Origin of the sequence: Roseovarius sp. MMSF_3298 (assembly GCF_030733705.1) — a bacterium.
Taxonomy (GTDB): Bacteria; Pseudomonadota; Alphaproteobacteria; order Rhodobacterales; family Rhodobacteraceae; genus Roseovarius; species Roseovarius confluentis.
This window is the reverse complement of the sequence record NZ_JASHIN010000006.1, coordinates 21,787-46,896: the sequence shown is the minus strand read 5'-3', so window position 1 is coordinate 46,896 and position 25,110 is coordinate 21,787. Positions and strand designations below refer to the sequence as shown.

General features: G+C 63.3%; 26 protein-coding genes. 15 read left to right on the top strand and 11 right to left on the bottom strand.

The annotated features are described in order from the left end of the window. The first annotated feature begins 81 nt into the window (after positions 1-81). Genes RBB18_RS07360 through RBB18_RS07345 form a run of 4 tightly spaced genes read left to right on the top strand, consistent with a single transcriptional unit; the run spans position 82 to position 2,652 of the window. The gene (locus tag RBB18_RS07360; protein WP_103762814.1) at positions 82-771 is read left to right on the top strand and encodes a M48 family metallopeptidase; all 690 of its coding nucleotides are present in this window, start codon (positions 82-84) and stop codon (positions 769-771) included. Positions 772-816: 45 nt separating this feature from the next. After that, the gene (locus RBB18_RS07355) at positions 817-1,494 is read left to right on the top strand and encodes a GntR family transcriptional regulator (protein ID WP_103762813.1); all 678 of its coding nucleotides are present in this window, start codon (positions 817-819) and stop codon (positions 1,492-1,494) included. A 43-nt stretch (positions 1,495-1,537) separates the two neighbouring features. Next, positions 1,538-2,257, top strand: coding sequence for a bifunctional 2-polyprenyl-6-hydroxyphenol methylase/3-demethylubiquinol 3-O-methyltransferase UbiG (ubiG, locus tag RBB18_RS07350; RefSeq protein ID WP_306111793.1), 720 nt, complete (start codon positions 1,538-1,540; stop codon positions 2,255-2,257). Further along, positions 2,254-2,652: a DUF4149 domain-containing protein gene (locus RBB18_RS07345; protein WP_306111794.1), complete on the top strand. Its 399-nt coding sequence runs from the start codon at positions 2,254-2,256 to the stop codon at positions 2,650-2,652. The genes ubiG and RBB18_RS07345 overlap by 4 nt, the downstream gene beginning before the upstream one ends. Here the strand turns inward: RBB18_RS07345 and RBB18_RS07340 are convergent. Then, positions 2,649-3,611, bottom strand: a complete 963-nt coding sequence (locus RBB18_RS07340) for an acetyl-CoA carboxylase carboxyltransferase subunit alpha (RefSeq protein WP_306111795.1) — start codon at positions 3,609-3,611, stop codon at positions 2,649-2,651. The two genes, RBB18_RS07345 and RBB18_RS07340, sit on opposite strands and share 4 nt — an antisense overlap. A gap of 111 nt (positions 3,612-3,722) precedes the next feature. Here RBB18_RS07340 and RBB18_RS07335 point away from each other — a divergent pair, with 111 nt between their 5' ends. Together RBB18_RS07335 and RBB18_RS07330 are read left to right on the top strand one after the other, a co-directional pair. Next, a complete protein-coding gene (locus tag RBB18_RS07335; RefSeq protein ID WP_306111796.1) occupies positions 3,723-4,280 on the top strand; it encodes a helix-turn-helix domain-containing protein in 558 nt (185 codons plus the stop codon). Further along, positions 4,277-4,804 carry an N-acetyltransferase gene (locus tag RBB18_RS07330; protein ID WP_103762809.1) on the top strand — a complete coding sequence of 176 codons (528 nt, stop codon included), beginning with the start codon at positions 4,277-4,279 and terminating at the stop codon, positions 4,802-4,804. The genes RBB18_RS07335 and RBB18_RS07330 overlap by 4 nt, the downstream gene beginning before the upstream one ends. Here the strand turns inward: RBB18_RS07330 and RBB18_RS07325 are convergent. Together RBB18_RS07325 and RBB18_RS07320 are read right to left on the bottom strand one after the other, a co-directional pair. Then, complete coding sequence (locus tag RBB18_RS07325; RefSeq protein WP_103763001.1) at positions 4,801-5,424, bottom strand: hypothetical protein; 624 nt, start codon at positions 5,422-5,424, stop codon at positions 4,801-4,803. The genes RBB18_RS07330 and RBB18_RS07325 overlap by 4 nt on opposite strands. Before the next feature lie 44 nt (positions 5,425-5,468). Next, a complete protein-coding gene (locus RBB18_RS07320; protein ID WP_306111797.1) occupies positions 5,469-6,074 on the bottom strand; it encodes a LysE family translocator in 606 nt (201 codons plus the stop codon). A gap of 81 nt (positions 6,075-6,155) precedes the next feature. On the opposite strand from RBB18_RS07320, the gene RBB18_RS07315 reads away from it, so the two are divergent. After that, a complete protein-coding gene (locus RBB18_RS07315) occupies positions 6,156-6,599 on the top strand; it encodes an Lrp/AsnC family transcriptional regulator (RefSeq protein WP_103762807.1) in 444 nt (147 codons plus the stop codon). On the opposite strand, the gene RBB18_RS07310 is transcribed toward RBB18_RS07315, so the two are convergent. The 4 genes from RBB18_RS07310 to RBB18_RS07295 form a co-directional block, all read right to left on the bottom strand. Continuing rightward, positions 6,596-7,756: a cation:proton antiporter gene (locus RBB18_RS07310; RefSeq protein ID WP_274592895.1), complete on the bottom strand. Its 1,161-nt coding sequence runs from the start codon at positions 7,754-7,756 to the stop codon at positions 6,596-6,598. The two genes, RBB18_RS07315 and RBB18_RS07310, sit on opposite strands and share 4 nt — an antisense overlap. A gap of 108 nt (positions 7,757-7,864) precedes the next feature. Next, the gene (locus RBB18_RS07305) at positions 7,865-9,175 is read right to left on the bottom strand and encodes an ABC transporter permease (protein ID WP_306111798.1); all 1,311 of its coding nucleotides are present in this window, start codon (positions 9,173-9,175) and stop codon (positions 7,865-7,867) included. Continuing rightward, a complete protein-coding gene (locus RBB18_RS07300) occupies positions 9,172-9,978 on the bottom strand; it encodes a taurine ABC transporter ATP-binding protein (RefSeq protein ID WP_103762804.1) in 807 nt (268 codons plus the stop codon). The genes RBB18_RS07305 and RBB18_RS07300 overlap by 4 nt, the downstream gene beginning before the upstream one ends. Positions 9,979-10,064: 86 nt before the next feature. Continuing rightward, the gene (locus tag RBB18_RS07295; RefSeq protein WP_306111799.1) at positions 10,065-11,057 is read right to left on the bottom strand and encodes an ABC transporter substrate-binding protein; all 993 of its coding nucleotides are present in this window, start codon (positions 11,055-11,057) and stop codon (positions 10,065-10,067) included. Positions 11,058-11,455: 398 nt separating this feature from the next. Between RBB18_RS07295 and RBB18_RS07290 the strand changes: the two genes are divergently transcribed. Next, on the top strand, positions 11,456-12,841 hold the full coding sequence (locus RBB18_RS07290; RefSeq protein ID WP_306111800.1) for an aspartate aminotransferase family protein: 1,386 nt from the start codon (positions 11,456-11,458) through the stop codon (positions 12,839-12,841). Between the two features lie 92 nt (positions 12,842-12,933). Here the strand turns inward: RBB18_RS07290 and RBB18_RS07285 are convergent, their stop codons facing one another. Both RBB18_RS07285 and RBB18_RS07280 read right to left on the bottom strand, forming a co-directional pair. Further along, positions 12,934-13,605 carry an OmpA family protein gene (locus tag RBB18_RS07285; RefSeq protein ID WP_306111801.1) on the bottom strand — a complete coding sequence of 224 codons (672 nt, stop codon included), beginning with the start codon at positions 13,603-13,605 and terminating at the stop codon, positions 12,934-12,936. Positions 13,606-13,791: 186 nt separating this feature from the next. Continuing rightward, the gene (locus RBB18_RS07280) at positions 13,792-14,655 is read right to left on the bottom strand and encodes a bifunctional helix-turn-helix domain-containing protein/methylated-DNA--[protein]-cysteine S-methyltransferase (RefSeq protein WP_306111802.1); all 864 of its coding nucleotides are present in this window, start codon (positions 14,653-14,655) and stop codon (positions 13,792-13,794) included. Between the two features lie 97 nt (positions 14,656-14,752). On the opposite strand from RBB18_RS07280, the gene nth reads away from it, so the two are divergent. Both nth and RBB18_RS07270 read left to right on the top strand, forming a co-directional pair. Next, positions 14,753-15,397 (top strand): endonuclease III, encoded by a 645-nt coding sequence (gene nth, locus RBB18_RS07275; RefSeq protein ID WP_306111803.1) that lies wholly within the window; start codon positions 14,753-14,755, stop codon positions 15,395-15,397. Beyond that, positions 15,394-16,380, top strand: coding sequence for an adenosine kinase (locus RBB18_RS07270; RefSeq protein WP_103762799.1), 987 nt, complete (start codon positions 15,394-15,396; stop codon positions 16,378-16,380). The genes nth and RBB18_RS07270 overlap by 4 nt, the downstream gene beginning before the upstream one ends. 424 nt (positions 16,381-16,804) lie before the next feature. Here RBB18_RS07270 and RBB18_RS07265 read toward each other — a convergent pair whose 3' ends face one another. Continuing rightward, positions 16,805-17,623, bottom strand: a complete 819-nt coding sequence (locus tag RBB18_RS07265; RefSeq protein ID WP_103762798.1) for a sulfotransferase family protein — start codon at positions 17,621-17,623, stop codon at positions 16,805-16,807. Between the two features lie 150 nt (positions 17,624-17,773). Here RBB18_RS07265 and RBB18_RS07260 point away from each other — a divergent pair, with 150 nt between their 5' ends. The 3 genes from RBB18_RS07260 to RBB18_RS07250 are packed head-to-tail and all read left to right on the top strand — an operon-like array spanning position 17,774 to position 20,629. After that, positions 17,774-19,351, top strand: a complete 1,578-nt coding sequence (locus RBB18_RS07260; protein ID WP_103762797.1) for a DUF5928 domain-containing protein — start codon at positions 17,774-17,776, stop codon at positions 19,349-19,351. 11 nt (positions 19,352-19,362) lie between these two features. After that, positions 19,363-19,749: an HIT domain-containing protein gene (locus tag RBB18_RS07255; RefSeq protein WP_103762796.1), complete on the top strand. Its 387-nt coding sequence runs from the start codon at positions 19,363-19,365 to the stop codon at positions 19,747-19,749. Positions 19,750-19,798: 49 nt separating this feature from the next. Continuing rightward, a complete protein-coding gene (locus RBB18_RS07250; protein ID WP_103762795.1) occupies positions 19,799-20,629 on the top strand; it encodes an ion transporter in 831 nt (276 codons plus the stop codon). Between the two features lie 6 nt (positions 20,630-20,635). Here RBB18_RS07250 and RBB18_RS07245 read toward each other — a convergent pair whose 3' ends face one another. After that, the gene (locus RBB18_RS07245) at positions 20,636-21,565 is read right to left on the bottom strand and encodes an ABC transporter ATP-binding protein (RefSeq protein ID WP_103762794.1); all 930 of its coding nucleotides are present in this window, start codon (positions 21,563-21,565) and stop codon (positions 20,636-20,638) included. A 74-nt stretch (positions 21,566-21,639) separates the two neighbouring features. Here RBB18_RS07245 and RBB18_RS07240 point away from each other — a divergent pair, with 74 nt between their 5' ends. Together RBB18_RS07240 and polA are read left to right on the top strand one after the other, a co-directional pair. Further along, the gene (locus tag RBB18_RS07240; RefSeq protein WP_306111804.1) at positions 21,640-21,819 is read left to right on the top strand and encodes a zinc-finger domain-containing protein; all 180 of its coding nucleotides are present in this window, start codon (positions 21,640-21,642) and stop codon (positions 21,817-21,819) included. 251 nt (positions 21,820-22,070) lie between these two features. Further along, positions 22,071-24,869 carry a DNA polymerase I gene (polA, locus tag RBB18_RS07235; RefSeq protein WP_306111805.1) on the top strand — a complete coding sequence of 933 codons (2,799 nt, stop codon included), beginning with the start codon at positions 22,071-22,073 and terminating at the stop codon, positions 24,867-24,869. The last annotated feature ends 241 nt before the right edge of the window (positions 24,870-25,110 follow it).

Here is a 25,110-nt window from a genome sequence, read left to right as displayed (position 1 = left end):
CGTTCGACGTCCCCTGCCATAAGACGTATCAGGTGTCAAAGGCATAAAGCGCGGCGCAGCGCTGCAAGAGGTGAGCGGCATATGGGGCATTACGTTCTGCCCGGCAACCCCCCGGTCGAAGTGACCCTGCGCCGCTCGGCGCGGGCGCGGCGGATTTCGCTTAGGGTGTCGGGTGTTGACGGGCGCGTGACGCTGACCATGCCCCCAGGCGTGGCAGAGCGCACGGCGCTGGACTTCGCCAATGAAAAGGCCGCGTGGCTGAGGGCGCAACTTTCACGTCAACCCGATCTGACCGAGGTACGAATCGGCTCGGACCTGCCTGTCGAGGGCCGCCCGCGCCGTCTCTTGCCCGGTTCGGGCCGGCGGATCGAGCTTGCGGACGACACGCTCACCGTGCCCGGCCCGCCCGAAACCGCGCCCCGGCGGGTCCAGGCTTGGCTGAAGACTCGCGCCCGCGACCAGCTTGCCACCGCCTCGGATCATTATGCGCAGGCGGTTGGCCGCAAGTACGCCCGTCTGACCCTGCGCGACACCCGCTCGCGCTGGGGCTCGTGCACCCAAGACGCAGGGTTGATGTATTCCTGGCGGCTCATCCTCGCGCCCCGCGACGTTCTCGATTACGTCGCCGCGCACGAGGTCGCGCATCTCGTTGAAATGAACCATTCGCGCGCCTTCTGGAGCATCGTCGATCGGATCTGCCCCGGCTATGACACGCCGCGCCGCTGGCTGCGTGAAAACGGTGCGGAACTTCACCGCTATCGCTTCGACTGACGCAACAGGATTGACCGCGCGGCAAACTGTGATCACAAATGCCCCATGAACTTTCCGCCGCGCTCCGAAGCCGGGCTTGCCTCGGCCACCGGCGCCGCCCCCACCGGGTCGGCCCATGACCGCGTCTATCGTGGATTGCGCAGTCGTATCATGCATGGCGAGTTGCGACCCGGACAGGCCCTGACCCTGCGCGGCGTCGGCGCGGAATACAATGTTTCCATGACCCCTGCCCGCGAGGCCGTCCGCCGCTTGTCGGCCGAGGGTGCCCTGACGGTCAGCAGCTCTGGCCGCCTTGCCGCGCCCGAGCTTGGCAACGAACGAATCGAGGAACTGGCCGCGCTGCGCGCCCTGATCGAGGTCGAACTGGCCAGCCGCGCCCTGCCCCGCGCCCACATGGCCCTGATCGACCGCCTGCAATCCATCAACACGCGGATCACCGATCACATCGCCCACCAGGACGCGGTCGGCTATATCCGCTCGAACCTCGAATTTCACCGCACGCTCTACCTGCGCGCCCAGGCGCCCGCGATGCTGGCCATGGCCGAAACCGTCTGGCTGCAACTCGGCCCCACGATGCGCGCGCTTTACGGCAAACTGCAGCAGAAAGAGCCGCCGCGTTACCACCGCCTGATCATCTCGGCGCTCAAGGCCGGGGACGAACCGGGGCTGCGCCTTGCCGTCCGCTCCGACGTGACCCAAGGGCTGAAGATGCTGTTGGCCTGACGCCGCCTCTGGATGCCCGTGGCAAGCGGCCTATCTCCGCCGCATGGCTGAAAAAAACCGCAACAAGCAAGAGATCTACGACAATGCCGCCGCGCAATGGTGGTCGGACGACCTCCGCTGGGTGCGCACGCTGAAAAACCTTGTGCCCGCCCGCCTGAAGTTCTTCGACCGGCACATAGACTGGGCGGGCAAAACGGTGCTCGACCTTGGCTGCGCAGGCGGCTTCATGGCCGAAGCCATCGCCGGGCGCGGCGCGCAGGTCACCGGCATCGACCCCGCGAAGGAGGCCATCGCCGCGGCCCGGTCCCATGCCGCACAATCCGGCCACGAGATCCGCTACGACACCGGCGTGGGCGAGGCGCTACCCTATGAAGATGCGGCCTTCGATGCCCTCGTCTGCGTCGACGTGCTGGAGCATGTCTCGGATCTGAGGCAGGTCCTGCACGAGGTCGCCCGCGTGCTGAAACCTGGCGGACTGTTCCTGTTCGACACCATCAACCGCAACGTCATCGCCCGGCTGGCCACCATCACCATGGCCGAAGATATCCTTGGCCTGCTGCCCAAGGGGACCCATGACCCCGCGATGTTCATCAAGCCAGCCGAACTGACGGATGGGTTGCAGGTTGCCGGGCTGATCCCCGGCAAGATAACGGGGCTTGGCCCGACCGGCCTGACCCGACGGCTGGATTTCAGGTTCGGCGTGCTGCCTTTCAAGCAAGTGATCTATATCGGAACCGCCCTGAAACCGGAGGCCACAACATGACGATCCTCGCCCTGCTTCTGACCGCGCTCCTCTTCGGCGGCATGGCGCTCTATTCCTTCGGCTTCGCGGCCTTCGTGCTGCGCGCCCTGCCGGAAGAGACAGCGCGCACCCTGATCCGCCGCGCCTTTCCACATTTCTACCTGTTCGTGCTGGGCACGTCCGGCCTCGCCGCAGTCTGCGCTGCCTTCGCCGACCTGCTGTCCATGGCGATCCTCGCCGTGATCGCGCTCACCACGCTCTACGCGCGGCAATCTCTCATGCCGAAGATCAACGCCGCCACCGATGCCGGCCACTCCAAACGGTTCAAGCTGCTGCATCTTGGCTCGGTGATGATCACGCTGGCCCACATCGCGGGCGCGGCATGGGCCCTCATCCGGCTCGGCGTAATTCTCTAGGCCGCCAGGCCAGTCGATCCCATCTTCAGGAACTTCTCGCGCCGGTCACGCACCAGTTCCTCGCGCGACAGGTCCTTCAACCCGTCCAACATCGCCCGGATCGCATCACTCACCGACGCCATCGCGCCCCTCGGATCACGATGCGCGCCGCCTTTGGGCTCGTCGATCACGCGATCGATCACGCCCAACTTGATAAGGTCCTGCGCGGTCAGCCGCAGCGCCTCTGCAGCCTCGCGCATCTTCTCGGAATCCTTCCACAGGATGCTGGCACAGCCCTCGGGGCTGATCACCGAATAGACGGAATGCTCCAGCATCGCCACGCGGTTGGCCGAGGCGAACGCCACCGCACCACCCGATCCGCCCTCGCCGATAATGACACTGACCAGCGGCACACCGGCCTTCAGGCACATCTCGGTCGAGCGGGCAATCGCCTCGCTCTGGCCGCGCTCTTCGGCGCCCTTGCCCGGATAGGCGCCGGGCGTGTCCACCAGCGTGATAACCGGCAGGTTGAACCGGTCCGCCATGTCCATCAGCCGGATCGCCTTGCGATAGCCCTCGGGCCGCGCCATGCCGAAATTCCGCTCGATCCGGGACTTGGTATCGTTGCCCTTCTCATGCCCGATCACAACCACCGGCGTGTCGCCGAACCGCGCCAGCCCGCCCATCACGGCCTGATCATCGGCAAAATTCCGGTCGCCCGCCAGCGGCGTGTATTCCTCGAACAGCGCCTCGATGTAATCCTTGCAATGGGGCCGGTTAGGATGCCGCGCCACCTGGCATTTCCGCCATGGCGTCAGGTCCTTGTAAAGGTCGGTCAGCATGGCAGCGGCTTTCTTGTCCAGCGCCCCGGCTTCGTCCTCGACATCCATCCCCTCGGTCGTCCGCGCCATCGCGCGCAGCTCTTCCGCCTTGCCTTCGATTTCCGCCAGGGACTTTTCAAAGTCGAGGTAATTGGTCATGCCCATGCTCCTGTTTGGCCTACGGGATATATGGAAAAGGTCGGAGGGTTCAACAGACTTCGCATCATGCGGGCATTGCGCGAATCTCTTATATGGGATAAATTTCCATTTATGGAATCATTTGCTGCCTTACCGCCCACGTTGGCCCGACACATCCGCGACCTGCGCCAGTCGCGCAACCTCACGCTGGCCGATCTGGCCAAGGCCAGTTCCGTCAGCCGAGCGAGCCTCTCTCGGATCGAGAATGGCGAGGTCAGCCCCACGGCCGACACGCTTGCCAAGCTCTCGACCGCCCTGCGCCTGCCGATCTCGCAATTGATCTCACCGCTGGAAAGCCGGCTCCAGGCCTTCGTGCCCCGCTCTGCCCAGCAAGTCTACCACGACGCCAGCCACGGCTTTCAACGCCGAAACGTCTCGCCCCCCAGTGCCGGCCTGCAACTCGAGATCGTCGAGGCCACGCTCGAACCGGAGGCGACGATCTCCTACGACCATCCCAGCGTGCCCGGGCACGAGCATCATTTCGTATTGCTTGAAGGCGCGTTGTACATCACTGTCGACAGCCAGACCCACAGCCTTTGCCCCGGCGACTGCCTGCGCTACCGCCTGAACGGCGTGTCGGAGTTCCGCGCCGGGCCGGACGGCGCCCGCTACCTGCTGGCGCTGGCATGACCGCGCCGCGCATCATCAACCTGACCGGCCCCGAGCTGGATCGGAATCTCGACGGCCTCACTCGCCTGCTGATCGACACAGTCACCGAGGGCGCTGCCGTCAGCTTCCTGGATCCACTCGCGCCCGAGACGGCCCGTGCCTTCTGGCAAGCCGACGTCTTCCCCGAGGTTACCGCCAACCGCCGCTGCCTGCTCACCGCCCACCTGGGTGATACGCTTGTCGGAACGGTGCAACTGATCACCGCCATGCCGCAGAACCAGCCGCACCGGGCCGAGATCGCCAAGATGATGGTCCACCCCACCGCCCGACGCCGCGGTCTGGGGCACGCGCTGCTGCGGGCCGCGCTGGATCATGCCCGAACCTTGGGCAAGACCAACGTGACCCTCGACACCCGCAGCGGCGATGTCTCGCAATCACTTTACGCCTCGGTGGGGTTCGAAGTGGCGGGCATCATTCCCGATTTCGCGCTCGATCCCGACGGACGGACGCTCCATTCCACGACCTACATGTACAAACGGCTTTAGCCGCGCGCGACGTCAAGCACCGCTCGCAGCGCCAGTTCCGGCGAACTCAGAACCGGCACGTTCAGATCCTCCAGCCGCGCCGCCGCGCCATCCATCGAGGCTTGCGCCAGCACCACCGCTGCCACGTCGCCCTGCGTCTCGACCGCTTGCCGCACCTCGCCAGCGATCACGGCATCAAAGGCCTCTGTCTCGCCTGCCTCGAACAGCGGCCAGTATTGCGGCATCGGCAGGGGATAGACCTTTTGCGGCGTGCCGTCCTCGGCCAGCGCGCGTTCCAGCAGCGCAAGGCTGGGCGCATAGGTACTCTCCAGGCAGAACGCCATCAGCACCGGCCCCTGCGCCTGCGCCGCCGCGCGCATCATCGGCCAGTCCACGCGCATAGCCCCCGCGCTCTCGGCCACTGGCCCCAGCGTCGTGCAGGTACACAGCACCGGCCCCGGCGCACGGGCGATCACGCCTGCGATTTCGTCTTCCAGCGCCGCAGCGCCGTCGTCCTGCGCCTTTTTCAGCCATCGCGGACGCACAACGTGCTTCAACGTCATATCCGGATTGATCCGGTCCCGGATGTTGTCGAACCGAACCCGGTGCGCCTCGGCCGTATGCAGCAAGGTGATTGTCATGCCTGCCGTCATCGCAGCATCCCCGTCATGGCGCAAGTCCCGGCCTATCCCGCGCCCTGCTGTCGCAAGACCAGGACCAGCGTCAGCACCAGCAGTGCCGCCATCATCCGGTTGAACACCCGCAACCGCTTTGGGCTGTTCAGAAAGCGGCGCATCTGCTGGCCCAGCACCGTCCAGCTCGTGGTGCTGACAACCGACGCGACCACGTAAACCCCGGCCACCCACAAGATCGCGTCAAGGTCGCGGCTCGTCGCGTAAAGCGTGATCGCCGACAGCGCCATGCTCCATGCTTTGGGATTTACCCACTGGAAAGCTGCCGATTGCAGGAAGGTCAGCGGCTTGCCTTCCGCCCTGGCCTCCCTCGGCGGGGCGGCATTGGCGATCTTCCACGCAAGGTACAAAAGGTACGCGACACTCAGCACCATCAGGATCGTGTAGGCCGGCGGCCACAGGTCGAACAACTGCATAACCCCCAGCCCCACCAGCACGATCATGCAGGGAAATCCCAGCGTTATTCCCAACATGTGCGGCACGGTCCGGCGAAAGCCGAAGTTCGCGCCCGAGGCCATCAGCATCAGGTTGTTGGGCCCCGGCGTGATCACCGTTGTGAAAGCAAAACCGGTAAGAAGGGTCAGCATCTGGAATGACATGAACGCAACATATGGCGTAAGTAGCGCAGTGAAATTGCGTTCCTTTGCGTATGATTTGGTTTTATGCAATTATTTGCGCCTATGGATCACATAAACGACAAAATATTGCACGAGCTCCAGCGCGACGGTCGGATCAGTAACCTCGATTTGGCGGAGAGAGTCGGCCTTTCGCCCTCCGCCTGCCTGCGCCGGGTGCAGGATCTAGAACGCCGCGGCATCATCACCGGCTTCCGCGCCGTGCTCGACCGCTCCAAGCTGGGCGTCGGGTTCATCGCCTATGCCACGGTTGGACTGAACTCCCACACCAAGGACAGCCAGATCGCCTTCGAACGCGCCATGGCCACAGCACCCGAAGTGGTCGAGTGCCACAACATCACCGGGTCGGTCGAATACCTGCTTCGGATCGAGGTGGCCGACCTGCCCGCCTACAAGGCGTTCCACACCGATGTCATCGGCACGCTGCCGCAGGTCAACGCCATAACATCCTTCGTGGTGATGGGCTCGCCCAAGGACATGCGGGCCTAACCGTCCTGCCGGGTCACCCGCCGGATTGCCAGCAGGGTCAGGGGCGGGCCTATGATCTCGAACACTACAGTGCTGGCAATGGTCAGCGCCATGATCGTTCCCGACCAGTCCGGCAGCGCCTCGCCCGCGACCAGCGCGATGCCGACCGCGACGCCCGCCTGCGGCAAGAGCGCCGGGCCATACCACCGCCGCTCTGCCGCGCTGGCCCCGGCCAGCCAGCCCCCGGCGAACCCGCCCCAGATCCGCGCCAGTATCCGCAAGCCAAGGTAAAGCACCCCGGCCCAACCAAGCCCCAAAAGTGCGTCCAATTCCAGTGTCGCCCCGGCCAGCAGAAAGAACAGGATCATGAAGGGCCACTGAACATGTTCGATCTCGTGAAAGGCGCGCTCGTGGTGCTGCGCGAAATTCACCACCACCGCGCCGGCTGTCATCCCCGCGATCAGGAAGGACACCTCGAGCCACAGCGCAAGGCCCGCGGTCAGGAACACGATCCCGATCGCCTCGGCCTGCTGCGGCTCTCCCGGGGTCAGCCGCCCGGTCAACAGCGCCGCCGGCACGCCCAGCGCCACGCCCAGGGCGACACCACCCAGGATGTCATGCGCCGCGCCACCCAGGATCTCGGCAAGTCCGCTGGACTGGCTGACCACCGCAAGCACAAGACTGAACAGGATCAGGCCCCAGACGTCGTCTATGGCCACGATCCCCTTCAACGTGTCGGCGAATGCGCTCTTCACCCCAGTCTGCCGGATCACATCCGTCATCGCCGCCGGGTCCGTCGCCGTGGCAATCGCGCCCAGCACCAACGCCAACTGCCAATCCAGGCCGATCAGCACCAACCCCGCCACGACGACACCCGCCGTGCCCAGCGCGATCACCAGGGACAGGATCAGGATGGCCCGCCCACGCCGCGCCAATATCTCGCGGGTCAGCGTCCCGCCCAGTAGAAAGGCGACCATGGTCAGCGCGACAATGGACAAGACCTCGAACCACGCGATCAGGTCGCCGGGGATCAGGTCCAGCCCGGCCTGCCCGGCGACCAGGCCCAGCAGCAACAGCATCGTCACCCGTGGCAGACGCGTGAAACGTCCCGCCTGGTCCGCCACCAGCCCGGCCAGGAACAGGACCCCGAGGGCCATCAAAAGTTCGGCAATTTCCATGGCGTCACCCTGCACGGTCGCGCGTGCATTCTTCCTTGATCCGCATCAACTCGCCATAACGAAAAACGCCCGGCACGAGGACCGGGCGTTTCGCAATTCTCGTCGCCGTCAGACGCGCCCTTTCCAGGGCACCAGCCATTTCTCCAGCATCCGGATGCCCACGTCGATCAGGAAACCGATGATCCCGATCAGGATGATCCCGACGATCACGATATCGGTCAGCTGGAATTTCGACGCGACCATGATCATCATGCCAAGGCCCCGCTCGGCCGCCACAAGTTCGGCGGCCACGACGGTGCCCCAGCAGACACCCATGGCAACCCGAGCGCCGGTGAAAATCTCCGGCAGGCTGTTGGGAATGATCACCTTGGTCAACACCTGCGACTTGCTGGCCCCCAGCGAATAGGCCGCGTGCACCTTGGATATCGCCACTCCGGACACCCCGGCCCGTGCCGCGATCGCCATGATCCAAAGTGCGGCCAGGAACAACAGGATCACCTTGGACTGCTCACCGATACCGAACCAGATGATCATCAGCGGGATCAGCGCCAGCGGCGGCACTGGCCGCATGAACTCCACGATCGGGTCGAACCAGCCGCGTGCCCAGTTGGTCAGGCCCATCGCATAGCCCAGCGGTATCCCCACCAGCGCCCCGAAGAAGAAGCCCAGCAAGACCCGTTGCAGCGAGATCCACGTATGCTGCCACAGGGTATAATTGCGATACCCTTCTTCGTTCAGTTCGAAGAACCGCTCGACCGTCACCTCGGGCGCAGGCAGGTACAGCCGCTGCATCCGGTTGCCGGTCGAAGGCGAGAAGGTCGGCGTACCCTTGTCGGTCAACCCAAGGTCGCCTTCCGGCAGCTTGAGCGTTTCCCCCGCCTGCACCTCGGTCCCGTTCAGCGCGGTGATGACGGCGTCCTCGCCCCGGCCCAGATCGTCATTGCCGAACACGTTGATCACCTTGTAGCCGTATCGCGGCACCACAAGGCTGTCGTTCTTGGCGAACCCGTCGCCCGGCTCCACCTCGGGCGCCGCCGGAATGCGGCCCGGGTTGCCCTCTGCGTCCACCGTCTGGCTGATATCCTCGCGGTAGACCAGCACGGTCACCTCGGCATCGTCCGCCCGTCCGTCCGGCAACGTGGACGTATAGGTGAACGTTACCTCGCCCAGATAAGGCGAGGACGCCTGCGGCAATGGCAGGGTAGAGTTCGTGAAGGCCACCCACAGCAGGAAAATCGTGATCACCGACAGAACGCTCGCCGCCCGGTTCGGGCGCACGGCGCTTTCGTCCCCGAAGGTCACGGTTTTCAGTGCGGTATAGTCGATCCGTGCAAAGAAGGCCCGGTACAGTGCCGAAACCGCGAGATAGGCAATGAAAAACGCGCCCACATAGAGCGCGAGAACGATGAACCCGGTCATGCGCTTTCCTCCACGCGGCCCATGATCTCTTCTTCCATGTTCCAGATCATTTCGAGGATTTCCTCACGCCGCTGACTGAACTCGGGATGTTTTTTCACCTCGCGCAGGTCCTTGCCCACACCCAGATCGGCAAAAGGCAGGCGATATTCCTTGTGAATGCGCCCCGGCCGCGGCGCCATCACCAGCAGCCGCTCACCCAAGAGCAGCGCCTCTTCGACCGAGTGGGTGATCAGGATGATCGTCTTGCCCGTTTCCTTCCAGAGCTTCAGTACAAGTCCCTGCATCTTTTCCCGCGTCAGCGCATCGAGCGCCCCCAAGGGTTCGTCCATCAGGATCACGTCGGGATCGTTGGCCAGGCAGCGGGCAAGCGCCACACGCTGCTGCATCCCGCCAGACAATTCGTAAATCGCCTTATCCTTGAAATCCTTCAGGCCCACCACCTCCAGCAGGTGATCGACGGTCGGCGTGTAGGTCTTCTTGCTCTCGCCCTTCATCCGGGGGCCAAAGCTCACGTTGTCGCGCACGCTCATCCATTCGAACAGCGCGCCCTGCTGGAACACCATGCCGCGCTCGGCATCCGGGCCGGTGACCTTGTGATCGTTCAGCACGATCTGCCCTTCGGTCGGCGCCAGAAACCCGGCGACGATGTTCAAAAGCGTGGTCTTGCCACAGCCCGACGGCCCCAGCACGCTCATCAATTCGCCGCTCTGCAGCTCCAGCGAGACGTCCTTGAGCGCCTGCACATGCCCGCCATTCGGCAGATCGAAGCGCATGGAAAGATTGTCGATTTTCAATGTCGACATTCCTGCCCCCTTCCGTTTTCGGATTATTGGTGTTGGTGCGGTCCCGCGGGCCGGGCATGCGGCCCGCGGGCGTCTTGCGAAAAACCTTACTGAACGACGGCTTCGAGCGGGCCGGTGTTCACATTCGTCTCGTAAGAGGCTTTTGACGCGTCGATCGAGCCCGCTTCCACGAAGACGTCTGCGACACCCTTCATGAATTCCTGCGCGCCGCCGCCCAGCCATTTCTCGGTCAGTTGCTCATCCGCTGGCGGGAACACGAAAGTCTCGATGGTGGCCATCGTGTCTTCTTCCGACATGCCAGCGTCCTCGGCGATCACCGGCAGCATCTTGTCGTGGTTGGCTTCGTCCGCCCACATGGCGTTGGCGTCCGCCGTCACCTTGAGGAAGCTCGACACCACGTCCGGGTTCTCGGCGATGAACGACGCCGGGCCCGAGGTCACATCGAACACGAGGATGCCCAGCTCTTCCTTCTCGGCGCCGGTCAGCAGGACGTTGCCGCTTTCCTTCATGCGGCGCAGCGCACCGCCCCAGCCACAGGCCATGTCGACGGCGCCTTGCGCCAGCGCGGCCTGCCCTTCGGCAGGGGCCATGTCCACGACCGTCAGGCTGTCCAGCGACACGCCGAAATGGTCCATCTGCTTCAGAAAGCCGTAATGCGCCGCGGTGCCCAACGGCACGGCGACCTTCTTGCCGGCCAGTTCGCCCGCGCTGTCCTTGTCGATCTCCAACGCCGCCGACACGACGCAGTTGTCGTTGTCCGAATAAGAGACGGCCACGTCGACGATCTGCAAATCCTGGCCCGCGCTGGTGGCCACCACGAAGGGCGGCACGCCCTGGCTGACCACCAGTTGCACGTCACCCGACGCCATCGCGGCGCTCATGGCGGTGCCGGTGTCGAAGCTGACCCAGTTCACCGTCATGCCCATCGCCTCGTCATACATACCTTCGGCCTTGGCGTACTGGAACGGCATCGGCCATTCGAGGAAATAGCCGACCGTGATTTCCTGCGCCGATGCCGAAGCGCCCGCCAAAAGGCCCGCGCCGGTGGTGGCTGCCATGAGTTTTGACTTGAGTGTCATAGGTTCTTGTCTCCCTGGAGTTTCGTTTCTTTTATGTCGCGCCATCCTTGCCGGGGCCTTTGTCTACACGGCAGAAACTTTTCCGCCGCGCTGCCCCCGATGGCAGATGCGGCCTCATCCGAGCCGAATTTACGATTCCGATCAATGATTTTGTCTGGCAAACAGGGCTTCTTCCACCTTTCCGAACCGAAGTTTCGGAAAAACCGTCTCAGAAATCAGCAGAATAGCACCAAATCACCGGATTACCGGGGGCAAACCGGCCATTACTGGACTTAAACAATGAGCCCAGTTGGCCCTATCGACAGAACCGGATTCGAGGCTGATTATACGCCAATGGCACCGCTGTGCACTTCTGCGCCCCCGGCCACCGTGCCGGGCTTGACCTGATGGAGTTTCCGATGGATGGCAACCTGCTGAACGATATCGAAAAAGTCGTGGACGCCGACCGCGCCCATGTCTGGCACCACCTGATTCAACACCAGCCGTTCCAGACCGGCGCCCCCAAGATCATCGTCGAGGGCAAGGGCATGCGCGTCTGGGACCAGCACGGCAAGGAACACATAGACGCCGTATCCGGCGGTGTCTGGACGGTGAACGTGGGCTACGGCCGCGAGCGCATTGCCAACGCCATTCGCGACCAGCTGATCAAGCTGCCTTATTTCGCGGGCTCCGCCGGCTCGATCCCCGGCGCGATGTTCTCGGAAAAGCTGATTTCCAAGATGCCGGGCATGAGCCGCGTCTATTTCACCAATTCCGGCTCCGAGGCGAACGAGAAAGCCTTCAAGATGGTCCGGCAGATCGCGCACAAGCGCTATGGCGGCAAGAAATACAAGATCCTCTACCGCGAGCGCGACTATCACGGCTCGACCATCGGCACGATGTCGGCGGGCGGTCAGGACGAGCGCAACGCGCAGTACGGCCCCTTCGCACCCGGTTTCGTGCGCGTGCCGCACTGCCTTGAATACCGCGCGCAATGGGACCTGACCGGCGAGGAGTACGGCATCGCCGCCGCCAATGCGATCGAGGAAGTCATCCTTGCCGAAGGCCCCGACACGGTCGGCGCGCTCTGCCTTGAGCCCGTGACCGCCGGTGGCGGCGTCATCACTCCGCCCGAGGGCTACTGGCCCCGCGTGCAGGAGATCTGCCGCAAGTACGACATCCTGCTGCATATCGACGAGGTCGTCTGCGGCGTGGGCCGCACCGGGACCCACTGGTTCGGCTACCAGCACTACGGGGTCGAGCCCGATTTCGTGACCATGGCCAAGGGCGTCGCCTCGGGCTATGCCGCCATTGCGTGCTGCGTGACCAACGAGAAAGTCTTCGACATGTTCAAGGACGACATCGAGGACCCGCTCAACTACTTCCGCGACATTTCCACCTTTGGCGGCTGCACCGCCGGCCCCGCCGCGGCGCTGGAAAACGTCGCCATCATCGAAGAGGAAGGCCTGCTGGAAAACACCACGAAGATGGGCGACTACATGATGGACCAACTGAACGCGCTGGCCGACAAGCATGCAGTCATCGGGCAGGTCCGCGGCAAGGGCCTCTTCCTCGGGGCAGAGCTTGTGTCAGACCGCGTCAGCAAGGAACCAGTGCCCGAGAAACAGGCACAGGCCGTCGTCGCCGACTGCATGGCGCAGGGCACGATCATCGGTGTGACCAACCGCTCGATCCCGGGCTTCAACAACACGCTGTGCTTCTCGCCCGCGCTCATTTCGACCAAGGACGACATCGACCAGATCGTCGCCTCGGTCGACGAGGCCCTGGGGCGCGTCTTCGGTTGAACACAACGCTTGCAACGCAAACGCCCGCCGGGTCCTCCGGCGGGGCGTTTCGTTTCAGCGCCAGATTATTCTGCGAATAACCTTCGCCGGCGTCAGGCCGCGTTGGGCAGGATGACGATTTCCACCCGCCGGTTCTGTGCCTTGCCGTCCTCGGTCAGGTTCGACGCTACCGGCGCATCTTCGCCGCGGCCGAACGCGTCGATCCGGCTGAAGGCAACGCCACCGTTCATCAGCACGTCCGCCACGGCATTCGCGCGCCGCTCGGACAGGTCCTGGTTATGCTCGGCACCGCCGGAATTATCCGTATGGCCGACGATCTGTACCCGGCTGTCGGGGTAATTCTGCAGGTTCTGCGCCACCGCGGACAGATCGCTGCGCAGGCCCGGACGCACCGCTGCGCTGTCCACGTCGAACAGGATATCCTGCGGCAGCGTCACGATCAGGCGGTCGCCGGTGTTCTGGATATCGACATTGTCGTTGCCAATGTTGTTGCGCAGTTCGGCTTCCTGCCGGTCCAACATGTTGCCGGCCACGGCACCGCCCGCCGCGCCGACGGCGCCGCCGATCAGCGCCCCCTTGACCTTCTTGTCGGCCACGAGCGCCCCCGCGCCCGCACCCAGCAGCCCGCCCAGCAGTGCGCCTTGCTTGGCCTTCTGGTTCCGGTCAACGGCGGTGTTGTCGAGGTAGGCCGGGCTGGTACAGGCCGTGGCCCCCAACATCGACAGACCTGCAATGATAGTGACTGTTTTGTGTGAAATGCTCATCCTGATGCCTCATGTTCCAAACGCCCGTTTGCCGGGTCTGATCGCGATTCTAAGCAATTTTCGGCCAATGCCCAAGCATATTCTGCGGGGAATTCGGCGAGGATCCGCCCAGAACGGCCTTTCCCCACGCCGCGAAGCCGGCCGGAAATGCGCATTTCCGGCCCATTTTCTGCGCAGAAAATGGGCTCACCCGGCCTCGACCCGCGCACTTTCCCATGCCAGGATCGCCCGTTTCACCGGCAGTCCCCAGTGATAGCCGCCCAGACCGCCCGATTTGCGCAGCGCCCTGTGGCACGGGATCAGGAAACTGACCGGGTTACGCCCCACCGCCGTGCCCACGGCGCGTACGGCCCGCGGATTGCCGATCGATTGCGCGATTTCCGAATAGGTTGTCACATGGCCCGACGGGATCTGCATAAGCGCCTCCCACACCTTGATCTGAAAGGGCGCGCCGATCATGTACAGCGGCACTTTCTCGCCCGCCTGGTCGCCCGCACCGAAGGCTTGCAACACCCACGGGCGCAGCATCATCGGATCTTCCACGAATTCCGCATTGGGCCAGCGGGAAATCATGTCCGCCATCGCCGCCTCTTCGCCGGTTTCGCTGGCGAACCCGATACCGCATATGCCCTTCTCCGTGCCCATGACCAGTGCCAAACCGAACGGGCTGTCGAACCATCCCCAATAGATCTTCAGCCCCGCGCCCCGCCGCGCGAACTCGCCGGGGCTCATCGCCTCCCACCGCAGGAAAAGATCATGTAGCCGCCCCGTCCCCGACAGCCCCAGCTCATGTGCCGTGTCCAGCGTGGTGAACCGCTCGGCCAGCAGATCCTTGGCCTGCCCCAGAGCGAGGTATTGCTGATACCGCTTCGGGCTGACGCCCACCCACTGCGTGAACAACCGCTGAAAATGCGACGGGCTCATATTCATGCCGCGTGCCAGATCCGACAGGCTGACGCCCGCCCCGCCCGCGTCAATCAGGTCGATGGCCCGGCGCATGACGTTGAAATGATACCCATCGCGGATTTCGGTGTTGATCCCGGCGTTCATGTGTCGTCTCCATTCAATGCAATGAATGTACGCGCACGCTCGCCCCTCGGCGACCCGAATGTTGCGCATCCGCCCCAAAGCGGGCACAAGGACAGCCATGGCCAAGCAACTCGACTACAAAACGATCCGCGAGATATTCACCCGGTTTCAGGAAGCCTCCGCAGAGCCAAAGGGCGAACTCGACCACGTGAACGCCTACACGCTTCTCGTCGCCGTCGCCCTTTCGGCGCAGGCCACCGATGCCGGCGTCAACCGCGCCACGCGCGAGCTGTTCAAGATCGCCGACACACCTGAAAAGATGCTGGCTCTGGGTGAGGAAGAGCTGATTGAGCACATCAAGACGATCGGCCTGTACCGCAACAAGGCCAAGAACGTGATGAAGCTGTCGTGCATCCTGATCGACAAGTACGACGGCCAGGTGCCCAATTCGCGCGCCGCGCTGCAATCGCTCCCGGGCGTGGGGCGCAAGACCGCCAACGTGGTGCTGAACATGTGGTGGAGCTATCCCGCGCAAGCGGTCGACACCCATATCTTCCGCGTAGCCAACCGCACCGGCATCGCGCCCGGCAAGGACGTGGACGCCGTCGAGCGCGCCATCGAAGACAACGTGCCGGTGGACTTCCAGCAGCACGCCCACCACTGGCTTATCCTGCACGGACGCTACCACTGCAAGGCCCGCGCCCCGATGTGCCAGACCTGCATCATCCGTGAACTCTGCCAATTCGAGGAAAAAAGACTGTGACCAAGTACCAAGCTGTCGGCATCGGTAACGCCGTCGTCGATGTCATCTCGCAAGCCGATGACGGGTTTCTGTCCCGCATGGGCATCGAAAAAGGCATCATGCAACTGATCGAACAGGATCGAGCCGAACACCTTTACGACAACATGCAGAACCGCACCCAAATGGCCGGCGGCTCGGTCGCCAATACAATCGCCGGACTGGGCGCGCTGGGCCTCGGCGCCGCCTTCATCGGCCGGGTCTCGGATGATGCGCTGGGTCATGATTACGCCCGCGAGATGGCAGATGTCGGCGTCGACTTCGTCAACGCGCCCGCAAGCGACGGCGAACTGCCCACCTCCCGGTCGATGATCTTCGTGTCGCCCGACGGCGAGCGGTCGATGAACACCTACCTTGGCATCTCCACCGAACTCGGCCCCGACGATGTCGACGAGACTGTCGCGGGCGGCGCCGGACTGCTGTTTCTCGAGGGCTACCTGTTCGACAAGGACAAGGGCAAGGCCGCCTTCCTCGCCGCCGCCCGCGCCTGCCGCGAGGCGGGTGGCATGGCCGGCATCACCCTGTCGGACCCTTTCTGCGTCGACCGGCACCGCGCCGATTTCCGCAAGCTGGTGACCGAGCTTGACTACGTCATCGGCAACGAGCACGAATGGTGCGCCCTCTACGAGACCGAAGACCTGGGTGCCGCGTTGGAACAGGCCGCGGCTGAAAGCGGCCTGATCGTCTGCACCCGCTCTGGCCATGACGTGGTGATCGTGCGCGGCGACGAAACCGTGACCGTGCCGGTGGCTTCTATCACGCCCGTCGACACGACCGGCGCGGGCGACCAGTTTGCAGCAGGCTTCCTTTACGGTCTTGCGACCGGCGCCTCGCTGGACGTGGCCGGCCGCATGGGTTGCATCGCCGGGGCCGAAGTGATCAGCCATTACGGCGCTCGCCCGGAAACCGATGTGAAAGCGCTTTTCAAGGCTGAAGGGCTGATCTGACCGGCGACATTTTCTTTCAAAGAAAATGGGTCGGAAAATGGGAATTTCCGCTTAGGTTCCGACGAGCGGCGCGGCTGATCCGCGACGGTGCGAATGGTCCGCGTCGGACCATTTGAGTATTTGAGGCAAGAAAAAGCCGTGGATGCGCGTCCGGGTCGGGCGTCGTTCGGCGCGGCGCCGATGCAGACCCGAAACCCGGACGCGGCTTTTCCTTGCACGGTCATCGGCTCTCCAGCCTGTACCGCACCACGATCATGACGAGGCATCGTTAAGAAAACGTTCGCGGCTTTTTCTTGCCGCAAATACTCAAATCAACGCGCTCTCAGTCTTGCCGATGGCCGGACGAAAGCGTCGCGACTGCCACATGCCCGAGGAGGAGGCACGACGACGAGACAAGCGAGCGTGCGCGGCCCGCGCACTCCGCCTACTCGCCCAGCTTGGCGTGTACCTCGTCCAGGTCGATCTCGCCGATGGGCATCTTGTTCGACGGATCGTCGAAATCGTATTTGAACAGCTCGAAATCCCGGTGATAGATCTCTTTCACCAGGTGCATCGACAGGTCGTCGAAATAATCCTCGACCGGGTGCGCCCGTTTCGGCCCGTGGCCCTCGCTCTCGTTGAAACGCGGGATCTCTTTTAGGTCCACCTTGTTCGGCGTCTTCGTCGCCTTCAGGACATCCGCCATCCCGTCGTTGAACGATTCCGTCCAGAAGATCCTGTCATACGTGCCGCCATTGACGATGAAGGTCGAAACGTGCCCCGCCATCGACGACCAGTGGATGTCCGGCTCCATCGGGCGTTTCCAGCGGATGGTGTCGCGCGTGAACAGCAGGAACCGGCGGAAACTCTTGATCTGGTCGAATTCCTGCTTGCCGTCCTCGCCGCCAACCTCGATGCCGTATTTCTGGATCAACAGCGGTACCAGCTTGCCGCGATAGCGCTTGCCGTTGCGCTGGATGCCGCAGATCTTGTCGAAAAAGGACGACAGGATGCGCGTGTAGGGGTTGCGCACGCAGGTAAAGGCATAGGACGTATGCGTCTTGACGTTCGCCTTGATCAAGGGCTGGCTTTCGTCGCGGGCCCACTTGTGCAAACCTTCGGTCGCATCGTGGATGTCACCGTCAAAGAATTCACCATGGTCCGAGTAGTACATGATCTGCCCAATGGTTGAGCAGGCGCATTTCGGCACCACGCGATAGACCATGCTCTCGCTTTCCGTCATCCATGTACCGGGAAAGCCCATTTGCCTGCCTCCAACCCCGTTGTCCTGGTTCTTCTTGGGTCAATTCGTGTTTAGCCCGTTAAAAAAACCAACGAAAGCCTGTTTATTCAACGGCTGTTCATCTCTATCACTATAAACAATTGACGAAAGAGCAGGTAAATCGTTTCGCCTATGGCCAGGATCGCCTTCATTCTGCTGTGCCACAAGGACCCCGATGCGATCATCGGACAGGCGAACATGCTGACTGCGGCGGGCGACTATATGTCGATCCACTTCGACGCCCGCGCCAAGCCCGAACATTACCGCAAGATCCGCGCGGCGCTGGCCGACAACCCGAACGTCACTTTCGCCCGCAAGCGCATCAAGTGCGGCTGGGGCGAGTGGTCGTTGGTGCAGGCCACGCTCCACGCCATCGAGGCCGCGGTCGACGCGTTCCCCCGCGCCACCCATTTCTACATGCTGTCGGGTGACTGCGCCGCCATCAAGTCGGCGCGCTACGCCCACGATTTTCTCGACGCCCACGATGTCGATTACATCGAAAGCTTCGACTATTTTGCATCCGACTGGATCAAGACCGGCATGAAGGAAGAGCGGCTGATCTACCGCCATTTCTTCAACGAACGGAGTCATAGCCGGCTGTTCTACGCCTCGTTCAACATCCAGAAAAAGCTGCGCCTCACCCGCGAGATCCCCGCCGACCTGCAAATCCAGATCGGCAGCCAGTGGTGGTGCCTGCGCCGCCGCACCATCGAGTGGATTCTCGATTTCACCCGCAAGCGCCGCGACGTGATGCGTTTCTTCCGCACCACCTGGATTCCCGACGAGACCTTCTTTCAGACCCTCGTGCGCCATCTCGTCCCGGAAAGCGAGATCCGGACCCAGACCCTGACCTTCCTGATGTTCACCGATTACGGGATGCCGGTGACCTTCTACAACGACCACTACGACCTGCTGCTCAGCCAGGACGCCCTCTTTGCCCGCAAGATAAGCTCCGAAGCGACCGAGCTCAAAACCCGCCTCGGCGCGCTTTACGCCGATGAAGACGCCCGCTTCAACATTTCCGATGAGGGGCGCAGCCTCTTCAAGTTCCTGACCGGCCGCGGCCGCATAGGACGCCGCTTCGCCCTGCGCTTCTGGGAAACCGAAAGCACGCTGGGGCGCGAACGCGAGCTCATGATCATCATCTGCAAGAAGTGGCACGTCGCCAAGCGGATGATCGACACCATCCGCCAGGTCACGAACGTGCCGGCCATCGAATACCTCTTCAACGAGGAAAACACCCATCTGCCCGACCTGGGCGGCATCCAGGCGACGCTGGGCAAACGCACCCGCCATCGCCGGGCGCTTATGCGGATGCTGTTCGACTATTTCGAGACCGACCGCCTGATCGTCTGCATGGATCCCGGCAATATCGACCTGCTCGAGGATTTTTGCAACGACCGCTCCACCACCAAGCTTCTGGAAATCCAGTGCGAGTTCTCCGACGCCTACTTGGCCGGCCATGCCCGCCGCGTCGGGCTGGCCGGCACCCAGACGCCCAGGGAAACGCTGGAACGCCTGCTGCCCACGATCCGCGGCGACATCAACTTCGAATCCGATCGCATCCGCGACGCCGAGTTCGAGAATCACAGCATCATGAAACAATCCAACGACCCCGAGGATAACGCCGACCTCATCGCCCGCTTCCTTGATATCGCGCCCGACAAGGCGCTAGAGGTTGCGCAAACCGACCACCTGTATGCCGACTGAGGCCACCCAACATGTCTTTTTCCTATGACGACCAGAATATATTCGCCAAGATCCTGCGCGGCGAAATCCCCAACGACACGGTGCTGGAAACCGAGCACACGCTCGCGTTCAACGACATCCAACCACAGGCGCCGGTGCACGTTCTGGTGATCCCCAAGGGACCGTACGTCTGCCACGATCACTTTGCCGCCGAGGCATCCGAGGCGGAACTGGTGGATTTCATGCGCGTCACCGCGCAGGTTTGCGCCATGACCAGCGTCTCGCCGGGCGACGGCTATCCGGGCTACCGCACCATTTCAAACGCGGGCGAGGCCGGCGTGCAGGAAGTGCCGCATTACCACCTTCATATCCTTGGCGGTCGCGGCCTCGGGCGGATGCTGGCCAAGGCCGACACCTGATCCGAACCGTGCCTTGCGCCCCAGCGCAGCTTGCCCCATATCCAGCGCCATGAGCCAGACAACCCAAGCCAGTCCCAAAAGCCTGCGCGCCCGCGTCGAGACGCTCGTCAGCCGGACGAGCTTTCAGAATTTCATCCTCGCGGTGATCCTTTTCAACGCCGTGGTGCTGGGGCTGGAAACGTCGCAGACGGCGATGGCGGCGGCGGGCCCGCTGATCGTCTTGCTCGACAAGATCTGTCTCGCGATCTTCGTGGTCGAAATCGCGCTGAAGCTCTTTGCCCGCGGCACGGCGTTCTTCCGCAACGGCTGGAACGTCTTCGACTTCGTGATCGTCGGAATCTCGCTCATCCCCTCCACTCAGGGCCTGTCGGTGCTGCGCGCCCTGCGCATCCTGCGTCTGTTGCGGGTGCTGTCGGTCACCCCGTCCCTGCGCCGCGTGGTCGAGGGGTTGATGAACGCCCTGCCCGGCATGGGCTCGGTCTTTCTGCTGATGGGGATCATCTTCTACATCGGCTCGGTCATGGCGACCAAGCTGTTCGGCGGCGGATGCCCTGCCTGCACCCCCGAAGAGGCCGTGCTGTTCGACGAATGGTTCGGCACGATCGGTCGCTCCGGCTATTCCCTCTTCCAGATCATGACGCTGGAATCATGGTCGATGGGCATCGTCCGCCCGGTGATGGAGGTCTATCCCTACGCCTGGGCCTTCTTCGTGCCGTTCATCCTTGTAACCACCTTCGCGGTGGTGAACCTTGTCGTGGGCCTGATCGTGAACTCGATGCAGGACGCGCATAACCTCGAAGCCGAGGAACGCACCGACACCTACCGCGACGAGGTGCTGCAACGCCTGAAATCCATCGAGGACACGCTGAAGGACAAGTAAGCGCCCTCAGCGCGAACGGGTCAGCTCCAGGAACACTTCCTCAAGGTCCGCCTGCTCGGTTCGCACGTCCCGGATGCGCATCCCGGAGGCGCGCACCGCCTCCAGCACCGCTTCGGCCGACATCTTGGTCGAGCGATAGCTGATCGCCACCTGCCCACCGGGCCGCGTCTCCACCGTCAACCCCTCGCCCTCGGGCAAGGCCACCGGGTCTGCCTCTGGCTCGATCACCATGGTGCGCCGGTCCATCTGGCTCAGCAGGTGCGCCGTGCTGTCCCGCGCCACGACCGAGCCTTCGTTGATGATGGCGATCTCGTCGCACATCTCCTCGGCTTCCTCCAGGTAATGCGTCGTTAGGATGATCGTCATCCCCTGCTCGTTCAGCTTGCGCACGTTCTGCCACAGCATCTGGCGCAGTTCGATATCCACGCCCGCCGTCGGCTCGTCCAGCACCAGGATATGCGGGTGATGCACCAACGCCTTCGCCAGAAGCAGCCGCCGTCGCATCCCGCCCGACAGGGTCCGCGCATAGGCCTCGGCCTTGTCGCTCAGACCTACCAGTTCCAAAATCTCGTCGCTGCGCCGGTCCTTCTTCGGCACACCGTACAGACCCGCCTGCACCTCCAGGGCCGCGCGCGGCGCAAAGAACGGATCAAGGTTCAATTCCTGCGGCATCACGCCAATGGAGGCCCGGCTTTGCCGCGGGTTCACGTCCTGGTCGAAGCCCCAGATCTTCACCTGTCCCTTGGTCTTGGTCACAAGCCCGGCCAGGATGTTGATCAGCGTCGACTTGCCCGCGCCATTGGGCCCCAAAAGGCCAAAGACCGACCCCTTCGGCACGTCCAGGTCCACCCCCGTCAGCGCAGGTTTTGACATGCCGTGCTTGCCGCCACCATAAACCTTTTCCAGGCCTCTCACTTCGATTGCATTTGTCGGCATGGCGGCTCTTGTCCCCGGGTGTCTCTCGGATATAGTCTGCCCGGACCTACTTGCAGCCAAAAGGAACGCCGTCAATGGTGACCGAAGCCCCCGAGACCCGGATCGTCGACAGCTACCGCGTGGCCTGTGATGGCGGCGAAGGCGCATTGGGCCACCCGCGCGTGTGGCTGACCATCCCGCAAGACATCGGCTTCGTCGAATGCCCCTATTGCGACGCCAAACTGGTGCACCGCAATTTCGAGGGCAAGGTCTGAGGTCCGACAGCCCACCGGCGTGATCCCGTTCCAAATCCGGGTCCGGACGTATCGCGGCAAGACCCTCTGACCCTCCGCATGCTTTCACGGCCAGTCTGACCCAACGGGGCGCCTGCGGCGTACAGGTTTTCCAGGATGAGGGGTTTCACCCCTCAAACTCCCCGAGAGTATTTCCAGCAAGAAAAAGTCAGGCTGGAACTGCCATGACGGGCGTGAGATATGTAATCCGACAGCAAGGAAGGGCGCGGCACATGGCATTCGGCAAGGGACATCACCTGCACCTGATCGACGGGTCGGCCTTCATCTTCCGCGCCTACCACGCCCTGCCGCCGTTGACGCGCAAATCCGACGGTCTGCCCATCGGCGCCGTGTCGGGCTTTTGCAACATGCTGCAGAAATATGTCGAGGACAGCACCGGCGCCGACGCCCCCACCCATGTCGCCGTGATCTTCGACAAGGGCAGCCACACCTTCCGCAACGACATGTACCCCGAGTACAAGGCGAACCGCGACGAGATGCCCGAGGATCTGCGCCCGCAGATCCCGCTGACCCGCCGCGCGACTGAGGCGTTCAACATCGCCTGCAAGGAAATGGAAGGATACGAGGCCGACGACATGATCGCCACCCTCGCCGTGCAGGCCCGTGACGCGGGTGGGCGCGTGACCATCATCAGCTCGGACAAGGACCTGATGCAGCTTGTCGGCGGCGGCGTCGAAATGCTGGACGCCATGAAGAACCGCCGCATCGACCGCGAAGGCGTCGAGGAGAAATTTGGCGTCGGACCCGAGCGCGTCGTGGACGTGCAGGCTCTCGCCGGCGACAGCGTCGACAACGTGCCCGGTGCGCCCGGCATCGGCATCAAGACCGCGGCGCTCCTGATCAACGAATACGGCAGCCTCGAGGAACTTCTCGACCGCGCCGAGGAAATCAAGCAGCCCAAGCGCCGCGAAACCCTGATCGAAAAGCGCGAACAGATCGAGCTGTCGAAAAAGCTCGTGCAACTCGACTGCGAAACGCCACTCGATTTCACCCTCGACGACCTCGAGGTGCGCGACCCCGATCCCGACACCCTGCTGGCCTTCCTGACCGAGATGGAGTTCCGCACCCTCACCAAGCGCATCGCCGACGCGCTGGACGTCGAGGCCCCGGCCATCCCCGAGCCCACCGCACCCGAATCGGCAGAGGACGGCGCACCCGACTGGCCCGCCATCAACCCCGCGAAATACGAACGTGTCTCGGACATGGACGCGCTGCAAAGCTGGATCGACCGCATCACCGCCCGCGGCTACGTCGCCGTCGACACCGAGACCACCTCGCTCAACGAGATGCAGGCCGATCTCGTCGGCATCTGCCTGTCGATCGATCCGGGCGAGGCGTGCTACATCCCGCTCGGCCACAAGGACGGCAACGCGGATGACCTCTTCGGCTCCGACGCCCTGCTCGACGGCCAGATCCCGATGCAGGATGCGCTCGACGCCCTGAAACCCGTGCTCGAGGATCCGTCGATCCTCAAGATCGGGCAAAACATGAAATACGACACAAAGATCATGGCCAATTACGACATTGCCATGGCCCCGATCGACGACACGATGCTGATGTCCTACGCGCTCTATTCCGGGATGCACGGCCACGGCATGGACACGCTCGCCGAACGCTACCTGTCGCACACCCCGATCCCGATCAAGGACCTGTTGGGCACGGGCAAAGCCGCCATCACCTTCGACCGCGTGCCCATCGACGAGGCGGTGAAATACGCCGCCGAGGACGCCGACATCACCCTGCGCCTCTGGCACACCTTCAAGCCGCAACTGCACCGCGCGAAGGTCACCACCGTTTACGAAACGCTCGAACGCCCACTGGTGCCCGTGCTGGCACAGATGGAACGCAACGGCATCAAGGTCGACAAGGACACGCTCTCCCGCATGTCCGCCGCCTTCGCCCAGAAAATGGCCGGGCTCGAGGCCGAGATTCACGAGCTTGCGGGCGAGAAGTTCAACGTCGGCTCCCCGGCGCAGCTGGGCGACATCCTCTTCGACAAGATGGGGCTGGAGGGCGGCAAACGCGGCAAGAACGGCAAGTATTCCACGCCTGCCGACGTGCTCGAAGACTTGGCAACCGAACACGACCTGCCCGCCCGCGTGATGGACTGGCGGCAGGTCAGCAAGCTGAAATCGACCTATACCGATGCCCTGCAGGACCATATCGACCCCGACACGGGCCGCGTTCACACGTCCTATGTCCAGACCGGCGCCAGCACGGGCCGCCTCGCCTCGACCGATCCCAACCTGCAGAACATCCCCATCCGCACCGAGGAAGGCCGCCGCATCCGCGAGGCTTTCGTGGCCGAGGACGGCAACACGCTCGTCGCACTGGACTACAGCCAGATCGAGCTGCGCATCCTCGCCCATATCGCCGACATCCCGGCGCTCAAGGAGGCGTTCCGCGACGGGCAGGACATTCATGCCATGACAGCGTCAGAGATGTTCGACGTCTCGATGGACGACATGACACCCGAGATCCGCCGCCGCGCCAAGGCGATCAACTTCGGCGTGATCTACGGCATCTCGGGCTATGGCCTCGCGCGCAACCTGCGCATCCCCCGCGCCGACGCGCAGGCCTTCATCGACCGCTATTTCGAGCGGTTCCCCGGCATCCGCACCTACATGGACGACACCGTCGCCTTCGCCAAGGAACACGGGTTCGTCCAGACCCTTTTCGGCCGCAAGATCCACACGCCCGAGATCGGCGCCAAGGGCCCTCGCGCCGGCTTTGCCCGCCGGGCGGCGATCAACGCGCCGATCCAGGGCACCGCCGCCGACATCATCCGCCGCGCCATGATTCGCATGCCATCCGCCATCCAGGACCTGCCCTGCAAAATGCTGCTGCAGGTCCACGACGAACTTCTGTTCGAGGTCTCGGGTGGCGCCGAGGAAAAGGTCATCGACACAGCCCGTGACGTTATGGAGCAAGCGGCCCGACCCGCCCTGCATCTCGACGTGCCGCTCGTGGTCGACGCGGGACAAGGCAACAATTGGGCCGAAGCGCACTGAGCGCACACCACAGGCACGGAACCAACCCCGAACGCGCGGAATCGAGCGCCCGCGCGTTAGGCTGATTGACGTATCGGAAAAGCGACTTTTCCCAGACGGGGTGCAAAAGTAGCACAGTTGCAACAGCGCAAAACCCTTTGAAAATCGCGGAATCCCGCTGATAAAGGCATTTACGTGATAAAAATGCTGCCATAGAAGCCATAGCAGCCGGAGATTCGCGTTTTTACGCAAGCTCTTGTGT